Genomic DNA, 26,097 nt, shown 5'->3' with positions numbered 1-26,097 from the left:
GGCTTGCCCAGTAGATGACCCTTTGATATTATTTCTTTCTTCGTTGGCCCGGTAGCTCAGTTGGTAGAGCAGCGGATTGAAAATCCGCGTGTCGATGGTTCGATTCCGTCCCAGGCCACCAGGATTCAGCCCCAGGAAATCGCAAGATTCCTGGGGCTTTTCCTTTTGCGGTGAGGTTTGTTGGTTCGGCGGTCGTTGGTTCGGTGCTGGCCGATCCTGCGCCGGGCGCGTCCGGCGAGCTTCGGCGTCGCGTGATAAAATCTCGCCAGTTCAAGGACTTGCATGAGAGTGCGGCGCCCGCCGAATGGGTTCATCAGGCGTTCATGGGCGCGCGGTCAGTCCGCGATCCGCACGAAACCCCTCGCCCGACGATCAACGGTATAAGGGCCCAGCAGCTTTGCAGCCAAAGGCGCGGCCTATACTGCTTTGGGCCGGCAGCAGTGCCGGCTCGCGTCGCGCCGCGTTGCTTGCATGGCGCACCTCGCGCAGCGCGACGCGGCACTCATCATTCACGGAGTTTCACGGTGATCCGCAAAGACGCTAAACGTAGCGCTCTGGTGCTGTTTTCCGGCGGCCAGGATTCCGCCACGTGCCTCGCATGGGCGCTTGAACGCTATGAGACGGTCGAGACGCTCGGCTTCGATTATGGTCAGCGGCATCGCGTCGAACTGGAGTGCCGCGAGGGCTTCCGCAACGCGGTGGCGCGCACGTTCCCCGCGTGGGGCGAGCGCCTCGGCGACGATCACATGGTCGATCTGTCCGTGCTCGGCGCGATCAGCGAAACCGCCATGACACGCGAAATCGAGATCGAGGCCACGGCCAACGGTTTGCCGAACACCTTCGTGCCGGGCCGCAATCTGATGTTCATGACGATTGCTGCGGCCATCGCTTATCGGCGCGGTTTGCAGGTGCTTGTCGGCGGAATGTGTGAAACGGACTTCTCGGGCTATCCCGATTGCCGCGACGACACCATGAAGGCGCTGCAGGTCGCGCTGAATCTGGGCATGGACTCGCGCTTCGTACTCGAAACTCCGCTCATGTGGCTCGACAAGGCGGACACGTGGCGCCTCGCACACGAGCTGGGCGGCGATGAGCTGGTGGAGCTGGTGCGCGTGGAAACGCACACCTGCTATGTCGGCGAGCGCGCGGAGCTGCACGCATGGGGCTTCGGTTGCGGCGAATGTCCGGCCTGCCGCTTGCGCAAGCGTGGCTACGAGGCTTGGCTCGCGGGCGAGAAGGTAACCGAGCCGGTGTGAGCAACCCGCGCAGCGGCGCGGCTCGGGCAATCATTCGTAGGTACACAAGCTGGACAAGGTACGCGAGTACAAGGACAAGGCACAGGGCGGTAAGCATGACGTACGCGGTCAAGGAAATCTTCTACACGTTGCAAGGCGAGGGCGCGAATGCCGGGCGCCCGGCCGTGTTTTGCCGCTTTGCCGGCTGCAATCTGTGGTCGGGCCGTGAGGAAGATCGCGCGGAGGCCGTGTGCCGCTTCTGCGACACGGATTTCGTCGGCACCGATGGTGAAAACGGCGGCAAGTACCGTACCCCCGAAGAACTCGTGCAGATGATCGCGTCGCAATGGCCGGAAGGCGAGGGCCAGCGCTTTGTCGTGTGCACGGGCGGCGAGCCGATGTTGCAGATCGACGCGCCGCTCGTCGACGCGCTGCACGCGGCCGGCTTTGAAATCGCCATTGAAACCAACGGCTCGTTGCCGGTGCTCGAGACAATCGACTGGATTTGCGTGAGCCCGAAGGCCGACGCGCCGCTCGTCGTGACTAAAGGCAATGAGCTGAAGGTCGTGATTCCGCAGGACAACCAGCGTCTGTCCGATTACGCGAAGCTCGACTTCGAGTATTTCCTCGTCCAGCCCATGGACGGTCCGTCGCGCGACATCAACACCAGGCTCGCCATCGACTGGTGCAAACGCCATCCGCAATGGCGCCTGTCGATGCAGACCCACAAGTATCTGAACATTCCCTGATTTGCCGTGCTGACGATTACACGAAAACTCGAATTCGACGCGGGTCACCGCATTCCCGATCACCGCAGCCAGTGCCGCAATCTGCACGGCCATCGCTATGTGCTCGAAATCACGCTGCAAGGCGATCTCGTCGACACCGAAGGCGCGCCCGATCGCGGCATGGTGATGGACTTCGCCGATGTGAAGTCGCTCGCTGTCGAACATCTCGTCGACAAATGGGACCACGCGTTCCTCGTCTACGAAGGCGACTCGCAGGTGCGCGGCTTTCTCGACACCATGGCCGGCCACAAGACGGTCGTGCTCGACCGCATTCCGACGGTGGAAAATCTCGCGGCCGTCGCGTTCGAGGTGCTCGCGAACGTCTATGACGCGCACTACGGCGTGAATCTGCGGCTCCATAAGGTGCGCCTGTACGAGACGCCGAACTGCTGGGCCGACGTGGTCCGCGACTAACGTCCCTGCGCGCTGCGCGACCCAGCCGCCGCGTTATTGTCACGGTATGATCGCTCCATAACCACACGGAGCGAGACATGCCGGTCACCGCATTGCGCCGCAGCAGGCAGAAAGGCCGCCCGCGTCCGGGCGCGGCTCGTTGGCGCGCTCATTGGAAAGGCGCGCTGACCCGCTTCTCGGATCCTGACGCAGGTCAACGTCACGGAGCGCGGCCATGAGCACCTTCACGAATCCCCTCAAGCAACGTCTGAAAGAAGCGGATCCGCTGTTCGGCCTATGGCTCTCGCTCGGCAGCGATGCCGCCGCGGAGGCACTCGCGCACGCCGGCTTCGACTGGCTGCTGATCGACATGGAACATGCGCCCAATGACAGCGGCGACGTCACATCGCAATTACGCGCCATTGCGGCCGCGCATCTGCCGAGCGAACCTGTGGTGCGTCTGCCGGCTCGCGAGCCGTGGCTCGTCAAGCGTGTGATGGATGCCGGCGCGCGCACGCTGATGTTTCCGAATATCGAGTCCGCCGAAGAAGCGGCGCACGCCGTGCGGCTCACGCAATATCCGAGCGCCGAGGCGGTGAACGGTCTGCGCGGCGTCGCGGGCGCCGTGCGCGCCGCGGCATACGGCATGCGGCGCGACTATGTGCAAACGGCCAATGCGCAGATCGCGACCATCGTGCAGATCGAGTCGGCGCGCGGGCTGGATGAAGTGGAAAAGATCGCGGCGACGCCGGGCGTCGATTGCCTGTTTGTCGGACCCGCCGATCTCGCCGCGAGCCTTGGGCATCTCGGCGATTCGAAGCACGCCGACGTGCAGGCGGCGATGGCGCGCATTGTCAGCGCCGCGGACAATGCGGGCATTGCCGCCGGCATTTTTTCGATGGACGCCGCGAGCGCAAGGCAGCATCGCGACGCCGGTTTTCGTTTTATCGCTCTGGCCGCCGACGTCATGTGGATGTTGCGCGCAACCCGCCAGGCGTTGCAGGAGGTGAGAGCATGAAGTGGCTGATGCAAGGCGTCGTCGCGCGGGTAGCGGTAGCGGCGGCGTTGACGACGGGCATGGCGGCGCAGGCGCAGGAGCGCGTGGCCAAACCGAACGATCCCGAGACGCAAACCGCGGTCGCCGACTACAACGCCGGCAATCTGACGGCGGCGCTTGCCGAGTTCCGCAAAGCCGCCGAGCGCGGCAGCCGTCTCGCGCAGTTCAATTACGCGATGATGCTGCTCAATGGCGAAGGCACCGCAACCAACGTCGACGAAGGCAAGAAATGGCTGCGCAAGGCCGCCGACGCCAACATGTCGCACGCGCAATACGTGTACGGCAAGATGTATGACGATGGCGAGTTTGTCGGGCGCGATCCGGTCGAGGCGCACCGCTGGTTTCTGAAGGCGGCGCAACAGGGGCACGTGCAGGCGGAGCTCGCGCTCGCCAATCAGTTCCTCGACGGACGCGGCACCGATCGCGACAACAAGCAGGCATTCGTCTGGTACAAAAAGGCCGCGGAAGGCGGCGACATGACCGCGCAGTACGTGACCGGCTCTTTCTACGAGCGTGGCGGCGACGGCGTGGACAAGAATCTGAATGTGGCGCGAGCTTATTACGCGGCGGCCGCCGCGCAGGGCGATCCGGCGGCGCGCCTGAAGTATCAGCAGCTGAGCGCGCAGTTGCGCGATCAGAAGGAAGTGAAACCGCAGTAAGCGAAAGGGGCGCGTCACACGACGCGCCCCTTGTGTGGGGTACGGCCCTCGCGCGCCTGCTCGCGCTGCGCTAGCTCTGCATCAATCGCTTTTGACGCGCGACGCTCATGATGAGGCCGATTGCCACGCCGAGCGTCGTGAGCGCGGTGCCGCCGTAGCTCATGAACGGCAACGGCACGCCGACCACGGGCAAAATGCCGCTCACCATCCCGATATTGACGAAAGCGTAGGTGAAGAACGCCATGGTCAGCGAGCCGGCGAGCAGGCGCCCGAAGAGCGTCGCGCCGTTGGCCGCGATATACAGCCCGCGCGCGATGAGCAGCATATAGAGCGTCAGCAGCACGATGCCGCCCGCAAGCCCGAATTCCTCGGAGAACACGGCGAAAATGAAGTCGGTGTGCTTTTCGGGGATGAACTCCAGATGCGCCTGCGTGCCCTTCAGCCAGCCTTTGCCGAGCGGGCCGCCCGAGCCGATGGCGATCACGGCCTGAATGGTGTGGAAGCCTTTGCCGAGCGGATCGGAAGTCGGGTCGAGCAGCGTGCAGATGCGGTGCTTCTGATAGTCGTGCATGAGCGGCCATTGCACTTCGGGCTGACAGATCTTGTCCTGGAACGCCGCAATGGATGCCACCGCGATCACGCCCGCAATCAGCACGGGCACGATCAGTTTGAAGCTCAGGCCCGCGAAATAAATCACGAAGAAGCCGGCAGCGAAGACCAGTACCGCCGTGCCGAGGTCGGGCTGCTTGGCGATCAGCCCGACAGGCACGGCAAGAATCAGCAGTCCGACCAGATAGTCGTACCAGCGCATCACGCCTTCTCGCCGCTGATAGTACCAGGCGAGCATCAGCGGGGTCGCGATCTTCAGAATCTCCGAGGGCTGAATGACCACGCCCACGTTGATCCAGCGCTTCGCGCCCTTGCGCGTGAGGCCGAACAGCGCGACCGCGACCAGTAACGCGATCCCGAATGTATAGAGCGGCACCGCGAAGCGCATGAGCGTGGTGGGCGGCACGTTGGCGAGCGCCCACATCAGCACGAACGTCAGCATGATGTTGCGCAACTGGTCCTCCACGCGGCCCGGCACGTCCAGACTCGCGCTGTACAAGGTCACGATGCCTACGCACAGCAGCAGAAACACAATCAGCGCGAGCGGGCGGTCGAAGCCCGCAAACATCCGCTTGATGCGGTCGAGCCAGGCGCGCTTGTCGAATTGCATGCCTTTCTCCTTATTCGTCGATGCCGCCGGAAACCGGCTGGCGTGGCGGCGCGGACTCAGTGCCGCTATCGCGCGATGAGTTCCGGGCCGCATTCGCTGCGGGGCGCGCGGCGGCCGCGGATGCGGATGCGGGTGCGGGCTCGCTTGCGGGCCTCGGCTGACGCGGGGCGCCCGATTTGTGCGAGGTCGCGTTCCTTGCCGCCGAGGCCGACGCCGGCGCGGGCGAGTTTGGCGCGGTGGCGGCCGTGGTTGCTGCGGCGCTTGCCGCCGCGCCTGTCGTCGATGTGGACGGGCTGCGCGGTGATGCGGCGTTTGCGGCGGGCGCAGTCGGTTTCGATACTGCTGGGACGGCCGCCGAAGCCGCCGCCGCCGGCCCCCCGGGCGCGCCGTCCGCCGCGGAGGCGGCAGATGCCGCCGAAGCCGCAGCCGCAGCCGAAGCCGCACCCGGCATCGGCAGCGCGGTATAGCCCGCCGCGATCTTGACCGGCTGCCCGGCTTCCTGTGGCGCCGGCGCGGTGCCGACTTCGGGCGCGGACGCGTCCTCGGTAGCGGAGGCCGCCGCGGCGACGGCTGCCGCTGCGGCCCCCGGCTTATTCTTGCCGACGAGGTAGTAGTCGAGCACCTTGCGCGCAATCGGGCCGGCCGCCTCTGCGCCCCACCCGCCGTTCTCGACGATTAGCGCGAGCGCGATCTTCGGCTGCTCGGCCGGCGCGAAGGCGATGAAGAGCGCGTGGTCGCGCAAATGTTCGGCGATCGCGTGACCCTTATAGTTGGCGCCCTGCAGCGAATACACCTGCGCCGTGCCGGTCTTGCCCGCCGCCAGATACGGCGCGCCGATGAACACCTTCGACGCCGTTCCGTTCGTCACGACGCCTTCCATGGCGTGCTTGATGATGTCGATGTCCGACTGCTTGACCGCGATCTTGTCGCTCGGATCGCGCACGACCGGACGCGTGTCTTTGGTGATCGGGTTCTCGATGTCGCGCACGAGGTGCGGTTTCATCACGACGCCGTTGTTCGCGAGCGTGGCCGTGGCGTGCGCGAGTTGCAGAATCGTGAACGAGTTATAGCCCTGGCCGATGCCGAGGCTGATCGTCTCGCCTTCGTACCACTTCTGCTGTTCAGGCTTGCGGTACGCCTTGCGCTTCCATTCCGTGGACGGCAGGATGCCGCGCGCCTCGCCCGCGATGTCGATGCCGGTGATCTGGCCGAAGCCCCACGGCTTCATGAAGTTCGCGATGTTATTCACGCCGAGGTCATGCGCGAGCATGTAGAAATACGTGTCGTTCGACACCACGATCGCGCGGTTCATGTCGACCCAGCCCTGACCGGAGCGCACGTCGTTGCGGAACGTGTGGCCGCCGAAGGTGTACGAGCCCGGATCCTGGAAGCCCCAGCCCGGCGTGCGCTTGTGCAGCGTCAGCGCGGCGAGCGCCATGAACGGCTTGTAGGTCGAGCCCGGCGGGTAGGTGCCGTGCAGCGGCCGGTTCAGGAGCGGGTGGTCGGGCGAGTTGTTGAGCTCGTCCCAGGTCTGCTGGTCGATACCGTCGACGAATGAATTCGGATCGAAGCTCGGCGCGGAGACGAACGCGAGCACGTCGCCGGTGGACGGCTCGATGGCGACCAGCGCGCCGCGGCGGCCTGCGAAAGCCTGCTCGGCGACCTGCTGCAAGCCGATGTCCAGCGACAGCACCAGGTTGTTGCCGGGCGTGGCCTGCGTGCGCGACAGCGTGCGCACCGGCCGGCCGCCGGCGGTGACTTCGACTTCCTCGAAACCGGTCTGGCCGTGCAGCTCCGTCTCATAACTCTGCTCGACGCCGATCTTGCCGATGTAGTCGGTGCCCTTGTAGTTGTTTGCGTCGAGGCGCGGATCGTAGTGTTCCGGGTCGCTGTCGTTCTGGTCGCTCGCGTCGTCGATGCGTTCCTGGTCGCGCTGCGAAATCCGGCCGATATAGCCGATCACGTGCGCGGCCGTCGGCCCGAGCGGGTATTGGCGGAACAGGCGCGCACGCACTTCGACGCCGGGAAAACGGAAGCGCTGGGCGGTGAAACGCGCGACTTCGTCGTCGGTGAGACGCGTGCGGATCGGCAGGCTTTCGAAGTTCTTCGAATCTTCCTGCAGCTTCTTGAAGCGGCGGCGGTCGCGGGCGTCGATCGAGACGACCGTGGCCAGATCGTCGATCACGCTTTCGAGCGGCGCGTTGAGCTTGGACGGCGTGATTTCGAGCGTGTACGCCGAGTAGTTCTTGGCCAGCACGACGCCGTTACGGTCGGTGATGATGCCGCGATTCGGCACGATGGGCGCGACGGAAATGCGGTTTTCGTCGGCCTGCAGCGAGTACTTGCTGTAGTGCCACACCTGCAGGAACAGGAAACGAAAGCCGATCAGCCCGAAGCAGACGAACACGAACAGACCCGCCGCCGCGACGCGCAGGCGGAACTTCGAGAGCTGTTGCTGGGTGTCCTTGAATTCGGTCATGCTGTTTCAGCAAAAGGCCGGACGACGGCCATCATGAGTGTGCGCCCGATCCGGGCGAGGCCGGAAGGCATGAACGGCGATGGGCGTCGAGCGGGCGGAAGAGGTGCGTTTCATGGCAACGGCCTGCGCGCGCGGCGCCGCGTTAAATGGGCCGCGTATCGTCGGGGTCGGCGGGGCGGCGCTGCGGCATCAACAGCAGCACGCTCGCGACCGGCCACAGTGCGGCCTCGACGAACCCGTCGATCAGATAACCCCAGCCGGGAAACGCCGCGCCCGTCAGCAGACGGATGACGAACGGCACCAGTTGCGCGGTGACGAGAAGCGGCATGACCGCGAAAGTCTGCACGCCGAGCGACATCCACAGCACGCGGCGGTGGATCGTGATCGCGCCATACGACAGCAGCGTGTACGCCAGCGCATGCTCGCCGAGCAGGCTTGCGTTGTGCACGTCCATCAGCAGGCCGAGCAGAAACGCGATGCCCATTCCGACCTTGCGCGGCTGATGGACGTTCCAGAACAGCAGCACGAGCGCGACGAAGTCCGGCACGCCGATCAGGCGCCCCCACGGCATCAGGTTCAGCAGGAACGCCGCGGCGAGGCTGAACGCGATGAAGTACGGATTGACCGGCTGCAGAATGTATTGCGGACGGTTCATGGTTTTGCCCCCGGCGCGGCTTGCGGCTTCGCTTTTTCAGCAGCGGCGGATTTTTTCGATGCCGCGGATTTCTGGTCGGCGGCGCTTGCCTTACCGGTTTGTGCCGTTTGTGCCGGTTGTGTGCTTTGGCCCGCCGCCTTGTCCGCCGGCTTTTCCGCCGGTTTTTCGCCCGGTTTCGCGGATTTGTCCGCGGCGGCCTTGCTGTCGGCCGACTTCGCGCCTTTCTTTGCCTTCGCGTCTTTCGCGGACACTTCCGGCTCCTCGACAGGACGCGGCGGCACGTCGTTCACGTAATGCAGCACCAGCAACTGACGCGCGCCGCGCACCGGCGCGATGGGCAGGCAGATCACGCGCGCAAAGGCGGTGTCCGCCTGCCTGTCGACCCGCACGACCTTGGCGACGGGCAAACCCGGCGGATAGACGCCGTCGAGGCCGCTCGTGACGAGTTCGTCGCCCGTTTGCACGTCGGCGCTGATGGGCACGAAGCGCAGGTCGAGCGTGTCGCCCTTCGGGGTGCCGTAAATCACGCTGCGCAAACCGGTGCGCACGATCTGCACCGGCACGGCCTGGTCCTTGTCGGTCAGCAGCGTAACTTCCGCCTGCAGCGGGAACACGCGGGTCACCTGGCCGATTACGCCGTCTTCATTGACGACCGGCGAGCCGTTCTGAATGCCTTGCTGCGCGCCGCGGTTGATCACGACCTTCTGCGTGAACGGATCGCGCGTGTCGTACTGGATTTCCGCAGGCAGCGACTGCGTGGTCGCGCGCTGCGACAGCTGCAGCAATGCGCGCAAATGCGCGTTTTCGGCGGAAAGTTCGGCGGCCGTATTGGCCTGCTGCGAAAGCTGGAGGTTTTTGGTGCGCAGCTTCTCGTTGTCGCTGCGCAGCGTGGCGCTCGTTACCGCGAGGTCGGCGGCGCCCATGAAAACGTCGCGCGGCACGAGCGCCGCGCGTTGCAACGGATAAAGACCCGCGCCGAGCACGCCGCGAACGATTTCGAGCGTCTTGAAGCGTGCGTCGGAGATCAGCAGGGCGAGCGCCAGCACGACGAAAAACACGAGTCGTGCGAGGGCGGACGGGCCTTGCTTGAACAGGGGCGGCGGACTGTATTCCATGGTCGGCGCCGGGGGCGTAAGCGGTTGGGTGAGGCGGCGGCGCGCTGAGAACGCGGTTCAGCGTGCGGACGCCGGGCGGCCGAGCCAATGGCAAACCGGCCCGCATGGGGCCGTTTGCCAGATCCGCGCTACTGACATCGAACTTGCTCGCTTACTCGTACGAGAAGATGCTGCCGAGCTTGTCCATGCGCTCGAGCGCCATGCCGGAGCCGCGCACGACGCACGTGAGCGGGTCTTCGGCGACGAGCACCGGCAGGCCCGTTTCTTCCGCGAGCAGACGGTCCAGGTCGCGCAGCAGTGCGCCGCCGCCCGTGAGCATCATGCCGCGTTCGGCGATGTCCGCGCCGAGTTCCGGAGGCGTTTGCTCGAGCGCGATTTTCACCGACGAGACGATCTGGTTCAGCGGATCGGTGAGCGCTTCGAGAATTTCGTTGCTGGAGATGGTGAAGCTGCGCGGAATGCCTTCCGACAGATTGCGGCCCTTCACTTCCATTTCCTTCACTTCGGAGCCCGGGAAGGCCGAACCGATTTCCTTCTTGATGGCCTCGGCGGTTTGCTCGCCGATCAGCATGCCGTAGTTGCGACGGATGTAGTTGACGATAGCTTCGTCGAACTTGTCGCCGCCCACGCGCACGGAGCCCTTATAAACGATGCCGCCGAGCGAGATCACGCCGACTTCGGTCGTGCCGCCGCCGATATCGACCACCATGGAACCGGTGGCTTCCGACACCGGCAGGCCCGCGCCGATTGCGGCGGCCATGGGTTCTTCAATGAGATACACCTGCGAGGCGCCCGCGCCGTGCGCGGCTTCCTTGATGGCCCGGCGCTCGACCTGGGTCGAACCGCACGGCACGCAAATAATGATGCGCGGCGACGGCGAGAACATGCGCGATTCGTGAGCCGTTTTGATGAACTGCTTGATCATCTGCTCAGTCACCGTGAAGTCGGCGATCACGCCGTCTTTCATGGGGCGGATCGCCTCGATGTTGCCCGGCACCTTGCCGAGCATCTGCTTGGCTTCCTTGCCGACTGCCTGGATGGTCTTCTTGCCGTTGGGTCCGCCTTCCTGGCGGATGGACACGACCGACGGTTCGTCAAGAACGATGCCCTTGCCACGCATGTAGATGAGCGTGTTGGCGGTGCCGAGGTCAATCGCCAGATCGTTGGAGAAGTAGCTGCGCAAAAAACCGAACATTCAAAATCCTGTCTCGCTTGGGGCCGGGCCTCGCAACGTTTGCGCAGGGCGGCAGCGGAAAAAAATAACAGCTTCAACCGGGCGAAGCGGCGCCACAGGAACTTGAAGCTGCGAGGGAGTCTACCGGAGGCCGGTGCAAAGCCAGGCCAGAAATATCCGAACCATCTTCACGAAATGTCCAGAAAGGCCTTGGTAAGTCGGTCCGGGTTTGGGTCGAACGCGTAATGATACCTTATAATTTTGGATGTTTTGAAGGAAACGGACGGCACTTTTTGCCGCCGCTGGCCCCTTTTTCGAGGTCTTCCTCCAGCGTCGTAACTCGCTGTCGCAGCGCTCTTTTTTGTGCTGCGGCGGTCCGCCACTTTTTCCGGTGACTGCATGGCTTTGACCCTGACCGATGTTAAGCGCATCGCGCATCTCGCGCGGCTCGAACTGGCCGACGCCGACGCCGAACACACGCTTGTCCAGCTCAACGAGTTTTTTGGCCTCGTCGAGCAGATGCAGGCGGTCGACACCACGGGCATCGCGCCGCTTGCCCATCCGATCGAGCAGATCGAAGACGTCGCGCTGCGCCTGCGCGACGACGCGGTGACCGAAACGATCGACCGCGAAGCTTTCCAGCGCCCCGCGCCGGCCGTGCAGGACGGGCTGTATCTCGTGCCGAAGGTGATCGAGTAATACGCGCGCGGCGAGCCCCGCCCGGCCGGCAGGCGGCGCGGGCGGCTTGCCGCTTTCGGGCTGGCGCTCGCAGGTTCGCTTTTCGCCGATACCTCGGCCCGGTTCGCCGGCGGGCAATCGAACGCCTCCACGGCAGCGCGATCCGCGCTGCCGCGCTTTCCAGGACATCACGCAATGCATGAAAAAAGTTTGACCGAACTGCGCGCCGCGTTGACGGCGAAGGAATGCTCCGCAGTCGAGCTGGCGCAGCTTTATCTGAAACGCATCGAGGCGGCGAGCGGCCTCAATGCATTCATCCAGGTCGACCCAGACCTCACCCTCGCGCAGGCGAAAGCCGCGGACGCGCTGCTTCACGCGGGCCACGGCGGTCCGCTGACCGGCGTGCCCATCGCGCATAAGGACGTGTTCGTGACGAAGGGCTGGCGCTCCACCGCCGGCTCGAAAATGCTGTCGAACTACGAAAGTCCGTTCGACGCGACCGTGGTCGAGCGTCTCTCCAACGCCGGCATGGTGTGCGTCGGCAAGACCAACATGGACGAGTTCGCGATGGGCTCGTCGAACGAAAATTCCTACTTTGGCGCGGTGAAAAATCCTTGGGATCGTCAGGCGGTGCCGGGCGGTTCGTCGGGCGGTTCAGCTGCGGCTGTCGCTGCGCGCCTCGCGCCCGCAGCGACGGGTACGGATACGGGCGGCTCGATCCGTCAGCCGGCCTCGTTCTCGGGCATCACCGGCATCAAGCCGACCTACGGCCGCGTGTCGCGCTACGGCATGATCGCGTTCGCTTCGTCGCTGGATCAGGGCGGGCCGATGGCGCAAAGCGCCGCGGAGTGCGCGCTGCTGCTCAACGCCATGGCCGGCTTCGACGAGCGCGATTCCACGAGCCTCGTGCGCGACGACGAAGACTACACGCGCTATCTCGGCCAGCCCTGGCAGCAAGGCGACGCAGCCAGGCCGCTCGCCGGCCTGCGCATCGGCTTGCCGAAGGAATATTTCGGCGCCGGTCTCGCCGACGACGTCCGCGCATCCATCGACGCCGCGCTGAAGCAATACGAGGCGCTCGGCGCCACGCTCGTCGAGGTATCGCTGCCGAAGACCGAGCTGTCCATTCCGGTCTATTACGTCATCGCGCCGGCGGAGGCCTCGTCGAACCTGTCGCGCTTTGACGGCGTGCGCTTCGGCCATCGCGCCGCGGAATACCGCGATTTGCTCGACATGTACAAGAAGTCGCGCGCGGAAGGCTTCGGGCCCGAAGTGAAGCGCCGCATCATGGTCGGCGCCTACGTGCTGTCGCACGGCTATTACGACGCGTATTACCTGCAGGCTCAGAAAATTCGCCGCATCATCGCGCAGGATTTCCAGCAAGCGTTCAAGGAATGCGACGTCATCATGGGACCGGTCGCGCCGTCGGTGGCGTGGGATCTGGGTGCGAAGGGCGACGATCCGGTGCAGATGTACCTCGCCGACGTCTACACGCTGTCGGTCAGCCTTGCCGGCTTGCCGGGCATGAGCGTGCCCTGCGGCTTCGGCGCGGGCGCCAACGCGCAGCGGCCGGTGGGATTGCAGATCATCGGCAACTATTTCAATGAAGCCCGGATGCTCCAGGTGGCCGACGCGTTCCAGCGCGCGACTGACTGGCACCGCAAGGCACCGGCAGGAGTGTGAGCACCATGACCAAGCAATGGGAAGTCGTGATCGGTCTGGAGACCCACGCGCAGCTGTCCACGCAATCCAAGATTTTCTCGGGCGCGCCTACGCAGTTTGGCGCCGCGCCTAACACGCAGGCCTGTCCCGTGGATCTGGCCTTGCCGGGCACCTTGCCGGTGATGAACCGCGGCGCCGTGGAACGCGCAATCCAGTTCGGCCTCGCAATCGGCGCAACGGTCGCGCCGCGCAGCATCTTCGCGCGTAAGAACTACTTTTACCCCGACCTGCCGAAGGGCTATCAGATCAGCCAGTACGAGATTCCCGTGGTGCAAGGGGGCCAGGTGACGATCCAGGTGCCCGCCAACGAGAAAGCGGGCACGGCAGCCTACGCGAAGGTCGTCAATCTCACGCGCGCGCATCTCGAGGAAGACGCCGGCAAGTCGCTGCACGAAGACTTCGCGGGCATGACGGGCATCGACCTGAACCGCGCCGGCACGCCGCTGCTCGAAATCGTCACCGAGCCGGAAATGCGCAGCGCGGCGGAAGCGGTGGCTTACGCGAAGACGCTGCACACGCTCGTCACGTGGCTCGGCATTTGCGACGGCAACATGCAGGAAGGCTCGTTCCGCTGCGACGCCAACGTGTCGGTGCGCCCGCTCGGTCAGGCGGAATTCGGCACGCGCGCCGAGATCAAGAACCTGAACTCGTTCCGTTTCCTCGAAGAAGCCATTCAGTACGAAGTGCGCCGCCAGATCGAACTGATCGAAGACGGCGGCACGGTGGTGCAGGAAACGCGTCTCTACGATCCGGACCGGCGCGAAACGCGCTCCATGCGCAGCAAGGAAGACGCGCACGATTACCGCTATTTCCCCGATCCCGATCTGATGCCGCTCGTGATCGACGCGGCGTGGGTCGAGCGCGTGAAGCGCGAAATGCCGGAACTGCCGGAGGCGATCCAGCAGCGCTTCGTCTCGCAATACGGTTTGACGCCGTACGACGCCAACGTCCTGACGTCGAGCAAGGCGACGGCCACGTACTTCGAAGCGGTGGTCGAGAAGCTCGGAGCGGCCAATGCGAAGGTCGCGGCGAACTGGGTGATGGGCGAGGTGTCGTCGCAGCTGAATCGCGAAGGCCTCGACATTGCTGAATGCCCGGTGTCGTCCGCGCAACTCGCGCTCCTGTTGCAGCGCATTGCCGACGGCACGATCTCGAACAAGATCGCGAAGGAGATTTTCCTCGCCATATGGGAAGAGAAGGCGACGGACGACGTCGCGGCCGACCGCATTATCGAAGCGAAGGGCCTGAAGCAGATTTCGGATACCGGCGCGCTCGAAGCGATCATCGACGAGGTGCTGGCCGCCAATCAGAAGTCGGTCGAGGAATTCCGCGCGGGCAAGGAGAAGGCGTTCAACGCGCTGATCGGCCAGGCGATGAAGGCGACCAAGGGCAAGGCGAACCCGGCGCAGGTGAACGAACTGCTGAAGAAGAAGCTGGGCTGATGCCCGGTTGAACTCAGTTTGCAGCCAGGTTCAAGCTTGGCCCGCGAGCTGACAAAATGCGCTCGAACGCAGATAGCCGAAGCGCTCGCTTCGGCGCCCGCGGGCTGTTGCCGGAAACGAAAGTGCGGGCAACGGCCCGTTTCATTTGCAAGCCCGCTTTGGCGTACCGGGCGCAGATTACGGAGTGTGTGGATGGCGAAGCAACCCGATCTCGACGATTTCCGCGTGCCTTACTTCGACGGGAAGAAGAAAAACAAGTTTTCCCTCGACGACTTCGATCCCGCCGCGAAGCCTTTTTCGACGGGTACGAAAGAGTCCGACCGTCAGCGGCTTTCCGAAATCGGCGCGGAGCTCGACGTCTTCCAGGAACGATTGCATGCGCAGCGAAAACGTCGCGTGTTGCTGGTGCTGCAAGGCATGGACACGAGCGGCAAGGACGGCACGATTCGCGCCGTGTTCCACGAAGTCGATCCGCTCGGCCTGCGCATCGCGCCGTTCAGGGCGCCCACACCCGACGAACTCGCGCACGATTTCCTGTGGCGCGTGCACGCGCAAGCGCCCGCGGCGGGCGAACTCACCATCTTCAACCGCAGCCATTACGAAGATCTGCTCGTGCCGACGGTGCTCGGCAGCATCGACGAAAAGGCATTCGACGTGCGCTGCCGCCACATTCGCCAGTTCGAGGAACTGCTCGCCGACAGCGACACGACGATCATCAAGTGCATGCTGCATGTTTCGAAAGACGAGCAGCGCGAGCGGCTGCAGGCGCGGATCGACGATGAAACCAAGCACTGGAAATTCGACCTGTCGGACCTCGACGCGCGCAAGCAGTGGGACAAATACCAGGCGGTCTATCGCGACGCGCTGGCCGCGACTTCCACCGAATACGCGCCGTGGTACGTGATTCCGGCAGACTCGAAAACGCACCGCAACGTGATGGTGGCCGAGTTGCTGTTGCGCACTTTCCAGGGGCTGAAGCTCGACTACCCGCCGGCCAAAGAATCGCTGAAAGGCGTCAAGGTCGAATAGCCGCGGGCTTCGTCAGCCAGGCATCCCGAACACGAATCTGAAACCAAGCGAACACAAAGGAACGACATGTTGCGAGTGATTACCGCCAACCTGAACGGCATCCGCTCAGCGGCAAAGAAGGGATTCTTCGACTGGTTCGGCGAGCAGAATGCCGACGTGCTGTGCGTGCAGGAAATCAAATGTTCGCAGGACGACATGACGCCGGAATTCATGGCGCCGCACGATTTCACCGGCTATTTCCAGCATGCGGTGAAAAAGGGCTATAGCGGCGCCGGCGTCTATACGCGCCACGAGCCGGACGAGGTCGTGATCGGCTTCGGCAGCGAGGAGTTCGACCCCGAAGGGCGGTATGTCGAACTGCGTTTCGGCAAGCTGTCCGTCGTGTCCGTGTACGTGCCGTCAGGCTCGAGCGGCGAAGAGCGTCAGCAGGCCAAGTACCGTTTCATGGACGAGTTCATGCCGCATCTCGCCGAACTTGCGCGCGAGCGGGAAGTGATCGTGTGCGGCGACGTGAATATCGTCCACAAGGAAATCGACATCAAGAACTGGAAGAGCAACCAGAAGAACTCCGGCTGCCTGCCGGAAGAACGCGCGTGGCTCACCAAACTGTTCGACGAAGTGGGTTACGTCGACGTCTTCCGCACCCTCGATCAGCGGCCCGAGCAATACACGTGGTGGAGCAATCGCGGCCAGGCGTATGCGAAGAACGTGGGGTGGCGGATCGATTATCAGATTGCGACGCCGGGCATCGCGAGCACGGCGAAACGCACTGAGGTGTTTCGCGACATCAAGTTCAGCGACCACGCGCCGCTGACAGTCGACTACGACCACGACGTGAAGAAGTAAGGTTCAGGTTTCGCGCGGCGCGGCGGGGCGGCGGCTGTCCAGCGCCGCGGCGCGGTTCAGTCGCATGCGATGATGAAACGCACGCGTATGCTCAATCGCGCGCCAGCTTGCGGCGCGGACGGCCCATGCCGGCGTAATCCGGCAGCGCATCCACGGTTTTGCCGATAGCCTTCGCGTAAAGCGGCAGCATGTCCGGCAGGCGCTTGATGATGTCCTGGCGCCGCGCCGGCGGGTACGGATGCACGTAAATAAAGCCCTGCTGATTGCTGCGCGTGGCCTGCGCGAGCTTGTCCCACAGCGTGACCGCCGCGCGCGGATCGAAGCCGGCGCGCGAGGCGATGTCGCTGCCGATCACATCGGCTTCCGTTTCGTCCGTGTTTTCGTACTTCATTTCGAGCAGCCGCGAGCCGATGCCGAGCGGCGCCATGCCGAGGTCCGCAAGGCCGAACAGCTGCGGAATGGTGCCCGACGAATCCAGCTGGCTCGCCTGCAACTGGCCGAGCCGCTCGCGCGCATGTTCGCGCAGCGCGTGGGCAATCTCATGGCCCAGCAGCATGCCGAGTTCGTTGTCGTTCAGACGCGCGCGGTCGAGCAGGCCGCCGTACACGACGATCTTGCCGCCCGGCAGACAGTACATGCGGATGTCCGGCGAGCGCACTACGGCGATGTCCCACTTCCAGCCTTTGGCGCGCTCGTTCCATTTGAGCGAGTAGGGCACCATCTTGTCGACGATCGAGCGCACGCGCGTAACGTGCGCGTCCGTTTCGCCGTAGAGACGGTTGGCGTGCTCGGCGCCGTACGCGATCTGGCTGAACTCTTCGGCGGCTTGCGCCTCCAGCATCGGCGATGGGATCAGGTTGCGGAACACCAGATAGCCGCCGTAGCGCAACTGGTTGTTGGGGCTGTACGGCGCGGACGCAGGTGCGACGGCCGGGGGCCTGGCCGCGCCCGCGGGCGACGACGTGGCTGCTGTCGCGACCGCTTTCGCGCTCGGGGAGGGTTGCGCCGATGATCCCGGCGAGGTGCCCGCGGCCGGCGCGCTGCCGGAGTTGGCTGCGCTGTTCGCGGCTGGTGCGGCAGGCGGCGCGCTTTCGGCGCCGGCAGCCGTCGCGGATTTCGCGGTTGCCGCCGGTGCTTGCGGCGCCGCAGCGGTTGCAGGATTGGCCGTGTTCGCAGACGTCGCCGTAGTGGCGCTGTTCGCGGCTGCTGCGGTCGCCGCCGCATCTGCACCGGACGGCATCAGCAGACCGCCGATAAAGCTCAGACAGCCTGCGCTCAGCACGGCGCCGAGCGCGCTGCGGCCCGCGTCGCGCCGCCTGCCGGAACCGGCGCGCAAGCACAAGGGCTTGTGGTCAAAAAGCGCCTTCACGACCGGACTCTCCACGGCGCGATGCGCAACAGCAGCAGCATGCCCGGCACAGCGAGCGCGGTGCAGACGATGAAATAGTCGAACCAGCCGATTTTCGCGACCACATAGCCGCTCGCCGCCGAGGCCAGCGTGCGCGGCACCGAGGCGAGGCTCGTGAACAGCGCGAACTGGGTGGCCGTGTAACGCGGGTCGGTCGTGCTGGCGATGTACGCGGTGAAGGCCGCCATCGTCAGACCGGTGGAAAAGGTCTCGAAACCGTAGACGAGCGCAAGCGCAACCGAGCGCGGCTCCAACTGCACCGACCAGTCTATGCCGACCCACGACAGCAGTTTCGTCGTGCCTTCGCTGATTCCTACCGCGATGTCGTAAATTGCCGTCAGGCCGGGCGAAGCCGGCCCGAGGTGCGCGAGCCATGCAAAGCCGAGCGTCGACACCATCTGCAGAATGCCGAAAATCCACAAGCCCCGGCCGATGCCGATTTTCATGAGCCACACGCCGCCGACAATGCCGCCCGCGAGACTCGCGCCGAATGCCGTCGTTTTCGCGATCACGCCGATCTGCGTACGCGAGAAGCCGATGTCGAGAAAGAACGACGTGGACAGCGTGGTCGCCATCGTGTCGCCGAGCTTGTAGAGAAAGATGAAGCCGAGCACGAAGAGCGCGCCGCGCCAGCCGTCGCGCTCGATGAATTCACGGAACGGCTGCACGATGGCTTCGCGCAGATTCCTGGGCGGCGTGCCGTGCACTTCGGGTTCGCGGACTACGAGCGTCATGACGATTCCCGGCAGCATGAAGGCGCCCGTCACCATGAAAACCGTCGTCCACGGCAAATGATCCGACAGAATAAGCGCCAGCGATCCGGGTACCAGCGCCGCAATCTTGTAGGCGTTCACGTGCACGGCATTGCCGAGACCTTGCTCCGTGTCGCTCAGCAACTCGCGCCGGTAGGCGTCGATCGAAATATCCTGGCTCGCGCCGAAAAACGCGACGAGCGCTGTCAGTGCGGCGACCGTCCAGATGGAGTCGCGCGGCGACACGAATCCCAACGCGGCGATGGCGCCCGCGACGAGAATCTGCGTGACGAGCATCCAGCCGCGGCGCCTACCCGGACGCCAGCCGGGCAAGCGCGGGACGTAGCGGTCCATGAGCGGCGCCCAGATGAATTTCCATGTATAGGGAAATTGGATCAGCGCAAAAAGACCGATTTCCTTCAGATTGACGCCTTCCGAGCGCAACCAGGCCTGCACCAGATAGACGAGCGTGAACAGCGGCAATCCCGACGTAAAACCGAGAAAGACGCAGATCAGCATGCGCGTATTGAAAAACGCGCGCCAGCCGGGATGTTCTTGGTGAGCGGTAAGTGCGGGCGCCTCGTGCGGCGGGTTCGACATGTGAATAAGTTGCGTTAGCTTTTCTTGACGCGATAGACCGCAAGACTACCACGCCAGTTCACCCCCCACCGCACCGTCTGACCGTCGTGCAGCACGACGCGGTCGAGAATTTCAATGCCGACTTCGGGCGCGAGCGCTTCGAAGTCCTTGATGGTCAGCACGCGCACGTTCGGCGTGTTGTGCCATTGATAGGGCAGCGACTTCGACACCGGCATGCGTCCTTGCAGCACCGAGAGCCGATGCGCCCAATAGCCGAAGTTCGGAAACGATACGATGCATTCGCGACCGACGCGCACCGTTTCGCGCAGAATCGCAGCGGTCTGATGAATGGTTTGCAGCGTCTGCGACAGAATCGCGAAATCGAAGCTGCCGTCCTCGAAAAGACGCAGGCCGTCTTCGAGATTCTGCTGGATCACGTTGACGCCGTTTTGCGTCGCGGCCAGCACGCCCGCGTCGTTGATCTCGATGCCGTAGCCCTGCACGTCCAGCTCCTCGCTGAGAAGCGAGAGCAGCGAGCCGTCGCCGCAGCCCAGATCCAGCACCGTGGCGCGCGGTTCCACCCAGCGGGCGATGGCGCGGAAGTCCGGGCGCAGCGCCAGATAATCGAGTGCTCGCTGGTTCATGCGTTCACCTCGTTTGCAATGCGTTCGTAGTAGGCGCGCATCAGGTTGTGATAGCGCGCGTCGTCGAGCAGAAAGGCGTCGTGGCCGTGCGGCGCGTCGATTTCCGCATAGGTGACCGTGCGCTTGTGGTCCAGCAGCGCCTTCACCAGCTCGCGCGAGCGGGCCGGCGCAAAACGCCAGTCGGTTGTGAAACTCGCAATCAGATATTTCGCCGTGGTGTGCGCAAGAGCCGCTGTCAGATCGCCCTCAAAAGCCTTGGCGGGATCGAAGTAATCCAGCGCGCGCGTGATGAGCAGATAGGTGTTCGCGTCGAAGTAGTCGGCGAACTTGTCGCCCTGATAGCGCAAATACGACTCCACTTCGAACTCCACGTCGAAATTGAAGTTGTAGGCGTCGAGCGCGCCTTCCGCGCGGCGCAGCGACCGGCCGAATTTCTCGGCCATGTCGTCGTCCGACAGATAAGTGATGTGGCCGATCATTCGCGCGACGCGCAAGCCGCGTTTCGGCTTCACGTTGTGCGCGTAGTAGTTGCCGCCGTGGAAGTCCGGGTCCGACAGAATCGCCGAGCGCGCCACTTCGTTAAACGCAATGTTCTGCGCGGACAGCTTCGGCGTGGACGCCACCACGATGCAATGCGCGACGCGCTCCGGATACATCATGCTCCACGCGAGCGCCTGCATGCCGCCGAGGCTGCCGCCCATGACCGCCGCGAAGCGCTCAATGCCGAACTGATCGGCGACGCGCGCCTGCGCATTGACCCAGTCTTCCACGGTGACGACCGGGAACGTCGCGCCGTACGGCTTGCCCGTGGCCGGATCGATGCTCATGGGGCCGGTCGAGCCGAAGCACGAGCCGAGATTGTTGACGCCGATCACGAAGAACCGGTCGGTATCGAGCGGCTTGCCGGGGCCGACCATGTTGTCCCACCAGCCGATGTCCTTCGGATTGTCCGCATACACGCCCGCCACGTGATGCGACGCGTTGAGCGCGTGGCACACGAGCACCGCATTGCTGCGCGCGGCGTTGAGCGTGCCGTAGGTCTCGACCATCAGGTCGTAGCCCGCGAGCGAGCTGCCGCTTTGCAGACGCAACGGCTCGGGGAAATGCATTTTTTGTGGAGCGACGATGCCGATCGATTCCATTCATTCCGCCATTTGACAAATACAGGGCGGCTAGACGGCGTCGGCAAAGCACGGGGGAAAACGACTTGTGCGCGGCTGACGACCTCTTTAGCCGCATTTATAGTGAACCGGGGATTTATTCCACTGGTTCGCGCGCCCGCAATCGAGTCAGCAAATCGGCGCGTATGACGTATTCAGTTCTGGAGCGCGGCGCCCGATACCGGAAGAGGGTTTGAGGCAGATGCAGCGCCGCAGTCAGGCGCAAAGTATAGCGGAAAATTCCGCGCGGCAGCGTCTGGCTGACTGTCGGTGCGCCGTCCCGCGCACTACTGCAGGATCACGCGCAATTGCGGGTCGGCCTCGTCGGCGGGCAGGCGCACAAAGCCGCTGCGGACAAAGCGATGCCAGCGCCCAATCACATAGCTGAGCAGCAGGCTCGCGCGAATGGCGGGATCGTAGTCCGCCGGCACGAGCGCCGGTGCGTCTTGCGCCCCGGCGCCGGCATTCGCCGCGGCGACGCGCAGGCATTGCTTGAGCGAAGCTTCCACACGCTCCAGCATCTGATTGACGCGCATCGTGAGCCGTTCATGTTCGCCGACGAGCGCCTCGCAGGTCAGCACGCGCGTCATGCCAGGATTTTTCGCAGAGAAATTCAGAAGCATCAGCGCGATGGCGCGCGCCTGCAGCACGCCATTGTTTTCCTTGTCGACGATCTGATTGATCAGGCCGAAGATGGTCTGCTCGATGAACTCGATGAGTCCTTCGAACATTTGCGCCTTGCTCGCGAAGTGCCGGTAGAGCGCGGCTTCGGATACGCCAAGCCGCGCGGCGAGCGCCGCGGTCGTGATCTTTTCGCTTTTGGGCGCTTCCAGCATTGCGGCGAGCGTCTGCAGGATGTGCACGCGGCGCTCGCCGGGCTTCAGGCGCTGCGCGCGCGGGACGGCCGGCGCAGCAGCGGCTTCGTGTTCGGCTAGGGCTTCGTCAGGCTTGTCGATCGGCTGCATGGCTGTCGTCCCGTCTGCTGGCGCTTCAATCGAACCGAGCGGGTGCTCAGTCGTAGCGATTTTAACGAACGAATGCTGCGATCCACATAATGCGGGCGGCCCGTGCCCGGCAGCCGCGTGGGCACGCCGTCCGCATGCGGTTTGCGCGGCAGGTGACCGGTGATCCACACCGTGCGGATGCCGAGCCGCCGGTAGTTCTTCAGGTGCGAGCGCGTGTCTTCGACGAGAATCACGTCCTTCAGCGACACATTGGCGTCGCGCATGGCCTTGCGCAGCATCGCGTGGTCGGGCTTCGCGCGCCAGCGGCGCCGGTCGCGCATGTGCTCGATTGCGATGACCTGCTCGAACAGACGCTCGATGCGCAGTTGCGCGAGCACCGCGCGCGCATACGCTTCCGGCGCGTTGGTCAGCACGATCTTGCGGCCCGGTAACGCGGCCACGAGACGTGCGACGCCGCGCTCGTGGCGAATCATGGAGCCGAGATCGGGAAACGTGTGTACGACTTTGAGGAAGTCGGTGGCATCGAGCGGATGGTGGCGCGTGAGGCCGAGGAGCGCCGCGCCGTAGCGCTGGGTGTACCCGGTGCGCAGACGGTTCGCTTCGTCGAGTTCCACCTGCAGCGCGTCGACGATGTACTGCGTCATCGCCTGATTGATTGCGGGGAAGATCGCGTGCGACGCGTGGTGCAGCGTATTGTCGAGATCGAACAGCCAGACCGGGCGACCACCTGCGATGAGCGGACGACGGCGCCGGGAAGTCGGAGTGCGCATGGGAAAGAGGGCGGTTCAGGCGCCGGGCGCCGCGATTAGCATGCTACCGGGCTGTGAGTGGGACGGGGCGCGACTCGGGCGTAACCGGGCGCCTGATCTGGCGTGATGGGGACCCGGTGCCGACCCCGGTGACCGATCCGGCGCGGCGCAGACGCCGCGCAGCCCACGGGGCGGCATACGAGGCGCGTTACAGCAGCGCGCCTCATATGCCGGTCTGCCCCAGCAATCAATGCGAGCGGATCATCGTGCCGAACGGCTGTTCGGTGAGAATTTCCAGCAGCACCGAATGTTCGATGCGCCCGTCGATAATGTGCACCGAGCGCACGCCGCTCTTCGCCGCGTCGAGTGCGGACGAGATCTTGGGCAGCATGCCGCCCGAGATAGTGCCGTCGGCGAACAGGCCGTCGATTTCACGCGCGGACAGGTCGGTGAGCAGATTGCCTTCCTTGTCCATCACGCCGGGAATGTTCGTCATCATCACGAGCTTTTCGGCGTTCAGCACCACCGCCAGCTTGCCCGCGACGAGGTCGGCGTTGATGTTGTACGACAGCCCGTCTTCGCCGAAGCCTATCGGCGAGATGACCGGAATGAATGCGTCGTCCTGCAGTGCCTTCACCACGGCCGGATTGATTGCCTCGACTTCGCCCACCTGGCCGATGTCCACATACTGCCCGGGATTGTCGCGGTCCGGCATCAGCATCTTGCGCGCGTGGATCAGGCCGCCGTCCTTGCCGGTCAGACCCACTGCGTGACCGCCGAAGTGATTGATCAGCGTGACGATGTCCTGCTGCACTTCGCCGCCGAGCACCCATTCGACGACTTCCATCGTCTCTTCGTCGGTGACGCGCATGCCCTGAATGAACGTGCCCTGCTTGCCGACCTTCTTGAGCGCCTGGTCGATTTGCGGACCGCCGCCGTGCACGATGACCGGATTGATGCCGACCAGCTTGAGCAGAATCACGTCGCGCGCAAAGCCCTGCTTCAGCCGCTCTTCCGTCATGGCGTTGCCGCCGTATTTGATGACCACGGTCTTGCCGTGATACTGGCGAATGTAAGGCAGCGCCTCGGCCAGGATTTCAGCCTTCAGGGTGGGCGCAATCTGCGAAAGGTCGGGAAGCTCGGACATGGCGGCAGGCTCGGGCACGGAACAGTTGAAACAGGGCGAATTGTACAGGACTGGCGCACTGCAACAGGGTTTTCGACACGCGTGGCGGCGGCGCACAAGCACCGTTTCCGCACTGCGACACCGCGGTTTGCAGCGCCATCCGACGGCAAAGCGTAGCGCGCAAACGGCGCGCCTGTGAATTAGCCGAATGGACGACTCACGGTAGGACGCGAGCCGTGGCATCATTTCTTCGTCGATGTCCCGCGAGAACGCCGTCTGTCATGAAACCGTCTGCCTCCCGCTCTCAGGGCAGCGCGCGTTGCCCGCGCTGCGGCAATGCGTTTGACTGCGCGATGCAAAAAGAGCCGTTCGACTGCTGGTGCCGCCAGATGCCGGCGCTGCCGCGCGAGCGGCTGGACCCAGCCGGCCGTTGCTTGTGCCCAGAATGCCTCGCCGCGGAAATCGCCCGGGCGGCTCAGCCTGAGCCCGGCGCCGGCTGACCGTGAGCGGTTTTCCGGGCGCTGAGGCCTGCCCGCGCTAGCACGGCGCGGCGGCGTGCCGGGCCGCGAGTGCATCCAGATCGCGGGTGAGCGCCGCAAGCGCCGGCTCCCACTCGCCGAACCGCGGCTGCCGGTACAGCGTCGCGCTCGGGTACCACGGGTTGTCGCGTCGGTCGACGAGCCACACCCAATGCGGATTGACGTCGAGCAGCACCCAGGTGCGCTGCCCGAGCGCGCCGCTCAGATGCGCAACGGAGGTGCAAACGGTAATGACCAGATCGAGTGCGCCGACAAAGGCGGCGGTGTCGTCGAAAGTCGCCAATTCGGCGGTGTAGTCGGTCATGGGCAGACCGGCGGCGCTTGCTGCCGCGACCTCCGCGCCCGCGCCCGGCTGCAACGAGTAGAACGCCACGTTGCGCAGGTTGGCGAAGTGCGTCGCATAGCGTTCCCAGCCGACACGGCGAAACGGATTGCGTTGGTGCCCGTGGCTGCCGGTCCATGCGAGCCCGACCTTGAGCCGCGGCTCGCCGGCGAGCCGCTCCCGCCAGCGCGCGAGGGCACCAGCGTCCGCGTGCAGATAGGGCGTGGCAGCGGGAATGGTCGCCTCGCGCGTGCCGAGAATCAACGGCAGGCTCAGCAGTGGAATCTCGAAGTCGAACGACGGCAGCGTTTCGACCCCGCCGCCCGCCGAATAATGATCGACATGGCCGCCGAGGCTGCGCGCGAGGAGCGCGCCCATCTGCGGGAACGAGTTCCATGCAAGGCGGCCGCCTTCGCGATGCGCACGCTCGGCCACAAGCGGAATGTAGCGGCTGAACTGCAGCACGTCGCCCATGCCTTGCTCGCCCCACACGAGTAGTGTCTTACCGGCAAGCGGCTCGCCGCGCCAGGTGGGCCCGGGCAGGGCCGGACGATGGCCGTGCAGCTCCGCCGAGCCGCTCCAGCGTGCTTCATGCGAGAGCCAACCGTTCGCATGATCGCCGCGCATGAGTTGCAGCATGGCCAGATTGGAGCGCATGAAGGCGTCGGCGGGTGCGAGCGCGCAGGCAGTTTGCGCGGCTTGCAGCGCTGTGTCCCAGCGTTGCGCTTCCCGTAGCGTCAGCGCATAGTTGTTGTGCGCAAGCGGGTTGAGCGGCGCGCAGAGCACGGCGCGCTCGCCGGCTTCCAGCGCGCGCGGCAAATCCATGTTCTTGCGATAGGCTCCCGCGAGATTGATCCACGCATTGCCGTCGGCGGGATCGTGTTCGACCGCCTCTTCGAGCAGCGCGATCTGCTCGTCCAGACCGCGATGGGTGAAAGCAAGCGCGCCCGCGAGATTGCAGCGCAGCGAGGGCAGCGCCGGATTCAGTGCGAGCGCGCATCGATACGGGGCCAAGGCGTCGTGGTGCCGGCCCGCCATCTGCAATGCGTAGCCGAGACGGAAGTGTGCGTGGGCGTTGTGCTCGTCGAGTTGCGCAATAATGGCGGCCAGTTCGATTGCATCGCCAGGTCGTTGCTGTTCGATCAACCCGTGCATGAGCGAAGCGAGCGACTCGTCGTCGAGCGGGCGGAGTTGTGCGGCGGCATGAAGCGCCTCGGCCTCGAGCGCCCGCGCGCCAGTGCGGCGAGCCGCGGCACCTTGCCGCAAAAAGTTAAGGAAAGCTGACGACATGTCGGGGTTGACCATGGGTGATTGCAGCCGAACGACCGGCTTCGCGCTGACAAAGCGACTATGGTAGCGCCG

Annotated in this window: 24 protein-coding genes and 1 tRNA gene; 12 read left to right on the top strand and 13 right to left on the bottom strand. The window is 64.6% G+C overall.

Annotated features, from left to right (window positions below):
- The first annotated feature begins 45 nt into the window (after positions 1-45).
- From ACEN8U_RS13335 to ACEN8U_RS13310, 6 genes are all read left to right on the top strand, one after another.
- Positions 46-121: transfer RNA gene (locus tag ACEN8U_RS13335), tRNA-Phe, on the top strand.
- A 403-nt stretch (positions 122-524) separates the two neighbouring features.
- Positions 525-1,256: a 7-cyano-7-deazaguanine synthase QueC gene (gene queC / locus ACEN8U_RS13330; protein WP_013586816.1), complete on the top strand. Its 732-nt coding sequence runs from the start codon at positions 525-527 to the stop codon at positions 1,254-1,256.
- Between the two features lie 95 nt (positions 1,257-1,351).
- The gene (queE, locus tag ACEN8U_RS13325; protein WP_013586817.1) at positions 1,352-1,984 is read left to right on the top strand and encodes a 7-carboxy-7-deazaguanine synthase; all 633 of its coding nucleotides are present in this window, start codon (positions 1,352-1,354) and stop codon (positions 1,982-1,984) included.
- A gap of 6 nt (positions 1,985-1,990) precedes the next feature.
- Complete coding sequence (gene queD, locus ACEN8U_RS13320) at positions 1,991-2,437, top strand: 6-carboxytetrahydropterin synthase QueD (RefSeq protein WP_013586818.1); 447 nt, start codon at positions 1,991-1,993, stop codon at positions 2,435-2,437.
- A gap of 214 nt (positions 2,438-2,651) precedes the next feature.
- On the top strand, positions 2,652-3,434 hold the full coding sequence (locus ACEN8U_RS13315) for an HpcH/HpaI aldolase family protein (protein WP_310104671.1): 783 nt from the start codon (positions 2,652-2,654) through the stop codon (positions 3,432-3,434).
- Entirely contained in the window at positions 3,431-4,132 is a 702-nt protein-coding gene (locus tag ACEN8U_RS13310; protein WP_015001375.1) for a tetratricopeptide repeat protein, read from the top strand. The genes ACEN8U_RS13315 and ACEN8U_RS13310 overlap by 4 nt, the downstream gene beginning before the upstream one ends.
- Positions 4,133-4,202: 70 nt before the next feature.
- On the opposite strand, the gene rodA is transcribed toward ACEN8U_RS13310, so the two are convergent.
- From rodA to ACEN8U_RS13285, 5 genes are all read right to left on the bottom strand, one after another.
- Positions 4,203-5,351, bottom strand: a complete 1,149-nt coding sequence (gene rodA, locus ACEN8U_RS13305) for a rod shape-determining protein RodA (RefSeq protein ID WP_013586821.1) — start codon at positions 5,349-5,351, stop codon at positions 4,203-4,205.
- 10 nt (positions 5,352-5,361) lie between these two features.
- Positions 5,362-7,830, bottom strand: a complete 2,469-nt coding sequence (gene mrdA / locus ACEN8U_RS13300) for a penicillin-binding protein 2 (protein WP_310104677.1) — start codon at positions 7,828-7,830, stop codon at positions 5,362-5,364.
- A 142-nt stretch (positions 7,831-7,972) separates the two neighbouring features.
- The gene (gene mreD, locus ACEN8U_RS13295) at positions 7,973-8,485 is read right to left on the bottom strand and encodes a rod shape-determining protein MreD (protein ID WP_013586823.1); all 513 of its coding nucleotides are present in this window, start codon (positions 8,483-8,485) and stop codon (positions 7,973-7,975) included.
- Positions 8,482-9,600: a rod shape-determining protein MreC gene (gene mreC, locus ACEN8U_RS13290; RefSeq protein WP_310104680.1), complete on the bottom strand. Its 1,119-nt coding sequence runs from the start codon at positions 9,598-9,600 to the stop codon at positions 8,482-8,484. Before mreC ends, mreD begins: the two co-directional genes overlap by 4 nt.
- A 151-nt stretch (positions 9,601-9,751) precedes the next feature.
- Positions 9,752-10,795, bottom strand: a complete 1,044-nt coding sequence (locus ACEN8U_RS13285) for a rod shape-determining protein (protein WP_004189550.1) — start codon at positions 10,793-10,795, stop codon at positions 9,752-9,754.
- Between the two features lie 378 nt (positions 10,796-11,173).
- Between ACEN8U_RS13285 and gatC the strand changes: the two genes are divergently transcribed.
- From gatC to ACEN8U_RS13260, 5 genes are all read left to right on the top strand, one after another.
- The gene (gatC, locus tag ACEN8U_RS13280; RefSeq protein ID WP_013586825.1) at positions 11,174-11,473 is read left to right on the top strand and encodes an Asp-tRNA(Asn)/Glu-tRNA(Gln) amidotransferase subunit GatC; all 300 of its coding nucleotides are present in this window, start codon (positions 11,174-11,176) and stop codon (positions 11,471-11,473) included.
- Between the two features lie 174 nt (positions 11,474-11,647).
- A complete protein-coding gene (gene gatA / locus ACEN8U_RS13275; protein WP_310104683.1) occupies positions 11,648-13,135 on the top strand; it encodes an Asp-tRNA(Asn)/Glu-tRNA(Gln) amidotransferase subunit GatA in 1,488 nt (495 codons plus the stop codon).
- A 5-nt stretch (positions 13,136-13,140) separates the two neighbouring features.
- A complete protein-coding gene (gene gatB / locus ACEN8U_RS13270; RefSeq protein ID WP_015001379.1) occupies positions 13,141-14,616 on the top strand; it encodes an Asp-tRNA(Asn)/Glu-tRNA(Gln) amidotransferase subunit GatB in 1,476 nt (491 codons plus the stop codon).
- Between the two features lie 192 nt (positions 14,617-14,808).
- Positions 14,809-15,645 carry a PPK2 family polyphosphate kinase gene (locus tag ACEN8U_RS13265; protein WP_015001380.1) on the top strand — a complete coding sequence of 279 codons (837 nt, stop codon included), beginning with the start codon at positions 14,809-14,811 and terminating at the stop codon, positions 15,643-15,645.
- A gap of 66 nt (positions 15,646-15,711) precedes the next feature.
- Positions 15,712-16,491, top strand: a complete 780-nt coding sequence (locus ACEN8U_RS13260; RefSeq protein WP_013586829.1) for an exodeoxyribonuclease III — start codon at positions 15,712-15,714, stop codon at positions 16,489-16,491.
- A 91-nt stretch (positions 16,492-16,582) separates the two neighbouring features.
- On the opposite strand, the gene ACEN8U_RS13255 is transcribed toward ACEN8U_RS13260, so the two are convergent.
- The 7 genes from ACEN8U_RS13255 to argB form a co-directional block, all read right to left on the bottom strand.
- Positions 16,583-17,860: a M48 family metallopeptidase gene (locus tag ACEN8U_RS13255; RefSeq protein WP_081588237.1), complete on the bottom strand. Its 1,278-nt coding sequence runs from the start codon at positions 17,858-17,860 to the stop codon at positions 16,583-16,585.
- Positions 17,857-19,251, bottom strand: coding sequence for an AmpG family muropeptide MFS transporter (locus ACEN8U_RS13250; protein ID WP_015001383.1), 1,395 nt, complete (start codon positions 19,249-19,251; stop codon positions 17,857-17,859). The genes ACEN8U_RS13255 and ACEN8U_RS13250 overlap by 4 nt, the downstream gene beginning before the upstream one ends.
- A gap of 14 nt (positions 19,252-19,265) precedes the next feature.
- Positions 19,266-19,874 (bottom strand): methionine biosynthesis protein MetW, encoded by a 609-nt coding sequence (metW, locus tag ACEN8U_RS13245; RefSeq protein WP_013337743.1) that lies wholly within the window; start codon positions 19,872-19,874, stop codon positions 19,266-19,268.
- Positions 19,871-21,016 carry a homoserine O-succinyltransferase MetX gene (metX, locus tag ACEN8U_RS13240; RefSeq protein ID WP_013586832.1) on the bottom strand — a complete coding sequence of 382 codons (1,146 nt, stop codon included), beginning with the start codon at positions 21,014-21,016 and terminating at the stop codon, positions 19,871-19,873. Before metX ends, metW begins: the two co-directional genes overlap by 4 nt.
- 305 nt (positions 21,017-21,321) lie before the next feature.
- Positions 21,322-21,999: a nucleoid occlusion factor SlmA gene (slmA, locus tag ACEN8U_RS13235; RefSeq protein ID WP_041744835.1), complete on the bottom strand. Its 678-nt coding sequence runs from the start codon at positions 21,997-21,999 to the stop codon at positions 21,322-21,324.
- Positions 21,966-22,769, bottom strand: coding sequence for a pyrimidine 5'-nucleotidase (locus tag ACEN8U_RS13230; protein WP_015001385.1), 804 nt, complete (start codon positions 22,767-22,769; stop codon positions 21,966-21,968). The genes slmA and ACEN8U_RS13230 overlap by 34 nt, the downstream gene beginning before the upstream one ends.
- Positions 22,770-22,995: 226 nt before the next feature.
- Positions 22,996-23,895 carry an acetylglutamate kinase gene (argB, locus tag ACEN8U_RS13225; protein WP_013337747.1) on the bottom strand — a complete coding sequence of 300 codons (900 nt, stop codon included), beginning with the start codon at positions 23,893-23,895 and terminating at the stop codon, positions 22,996-22,998.
- Between the two features lie 260 nt (positions 23,896-24,155).
- On the opposite strand from argB, the gene ACEN8U_RS13220 reads away from it, so the two are divergent.
- Positions 24,156-24,374, top strand: coding sequence for a cysteine-rich CWC family protein (locus ACEN8U_RS13220; protein ID WP_081588181.1), 219 nt, complete (start codon positions 24,156-24,158; stop codon positions 24,372-24,374).
- Positions 24,375-24,411: 37 nt separating this feature from the next.
- Here the strand turns inward: ACEN8U_RS13220 and ACEN8U_RS13215 are convergent, their stop codons facing one another.
- A complete protein-coding gene (locus ACEN8U_RS13215; RefSeq protein WP_368608356.1) occupies positions 24,412-26,040 on the bottom strand; it encodes a tetratricopeptide repeat protein in 1,629 nt (542 codons plus the stop codon).
- Positions 26,041-26,097 lie beyond the last annotated feature (57 nt).

The organism is Paraburkholderia phenoliruptrix (assembly GCF_047325075.1).
Taxonomy (GTDB): domain Bacteria; phylum Pseudomonadota; class Gammaproteobacteria; order Burkholderiales; family Burkholderiaceae; genus Paraburkholderia; species Paraburkholderia phenoliruptrix.
Note: the sequence above shows the minus strand (reverse complement) of the source record. Positions and strands in the feature narration are given on the sequence as shown.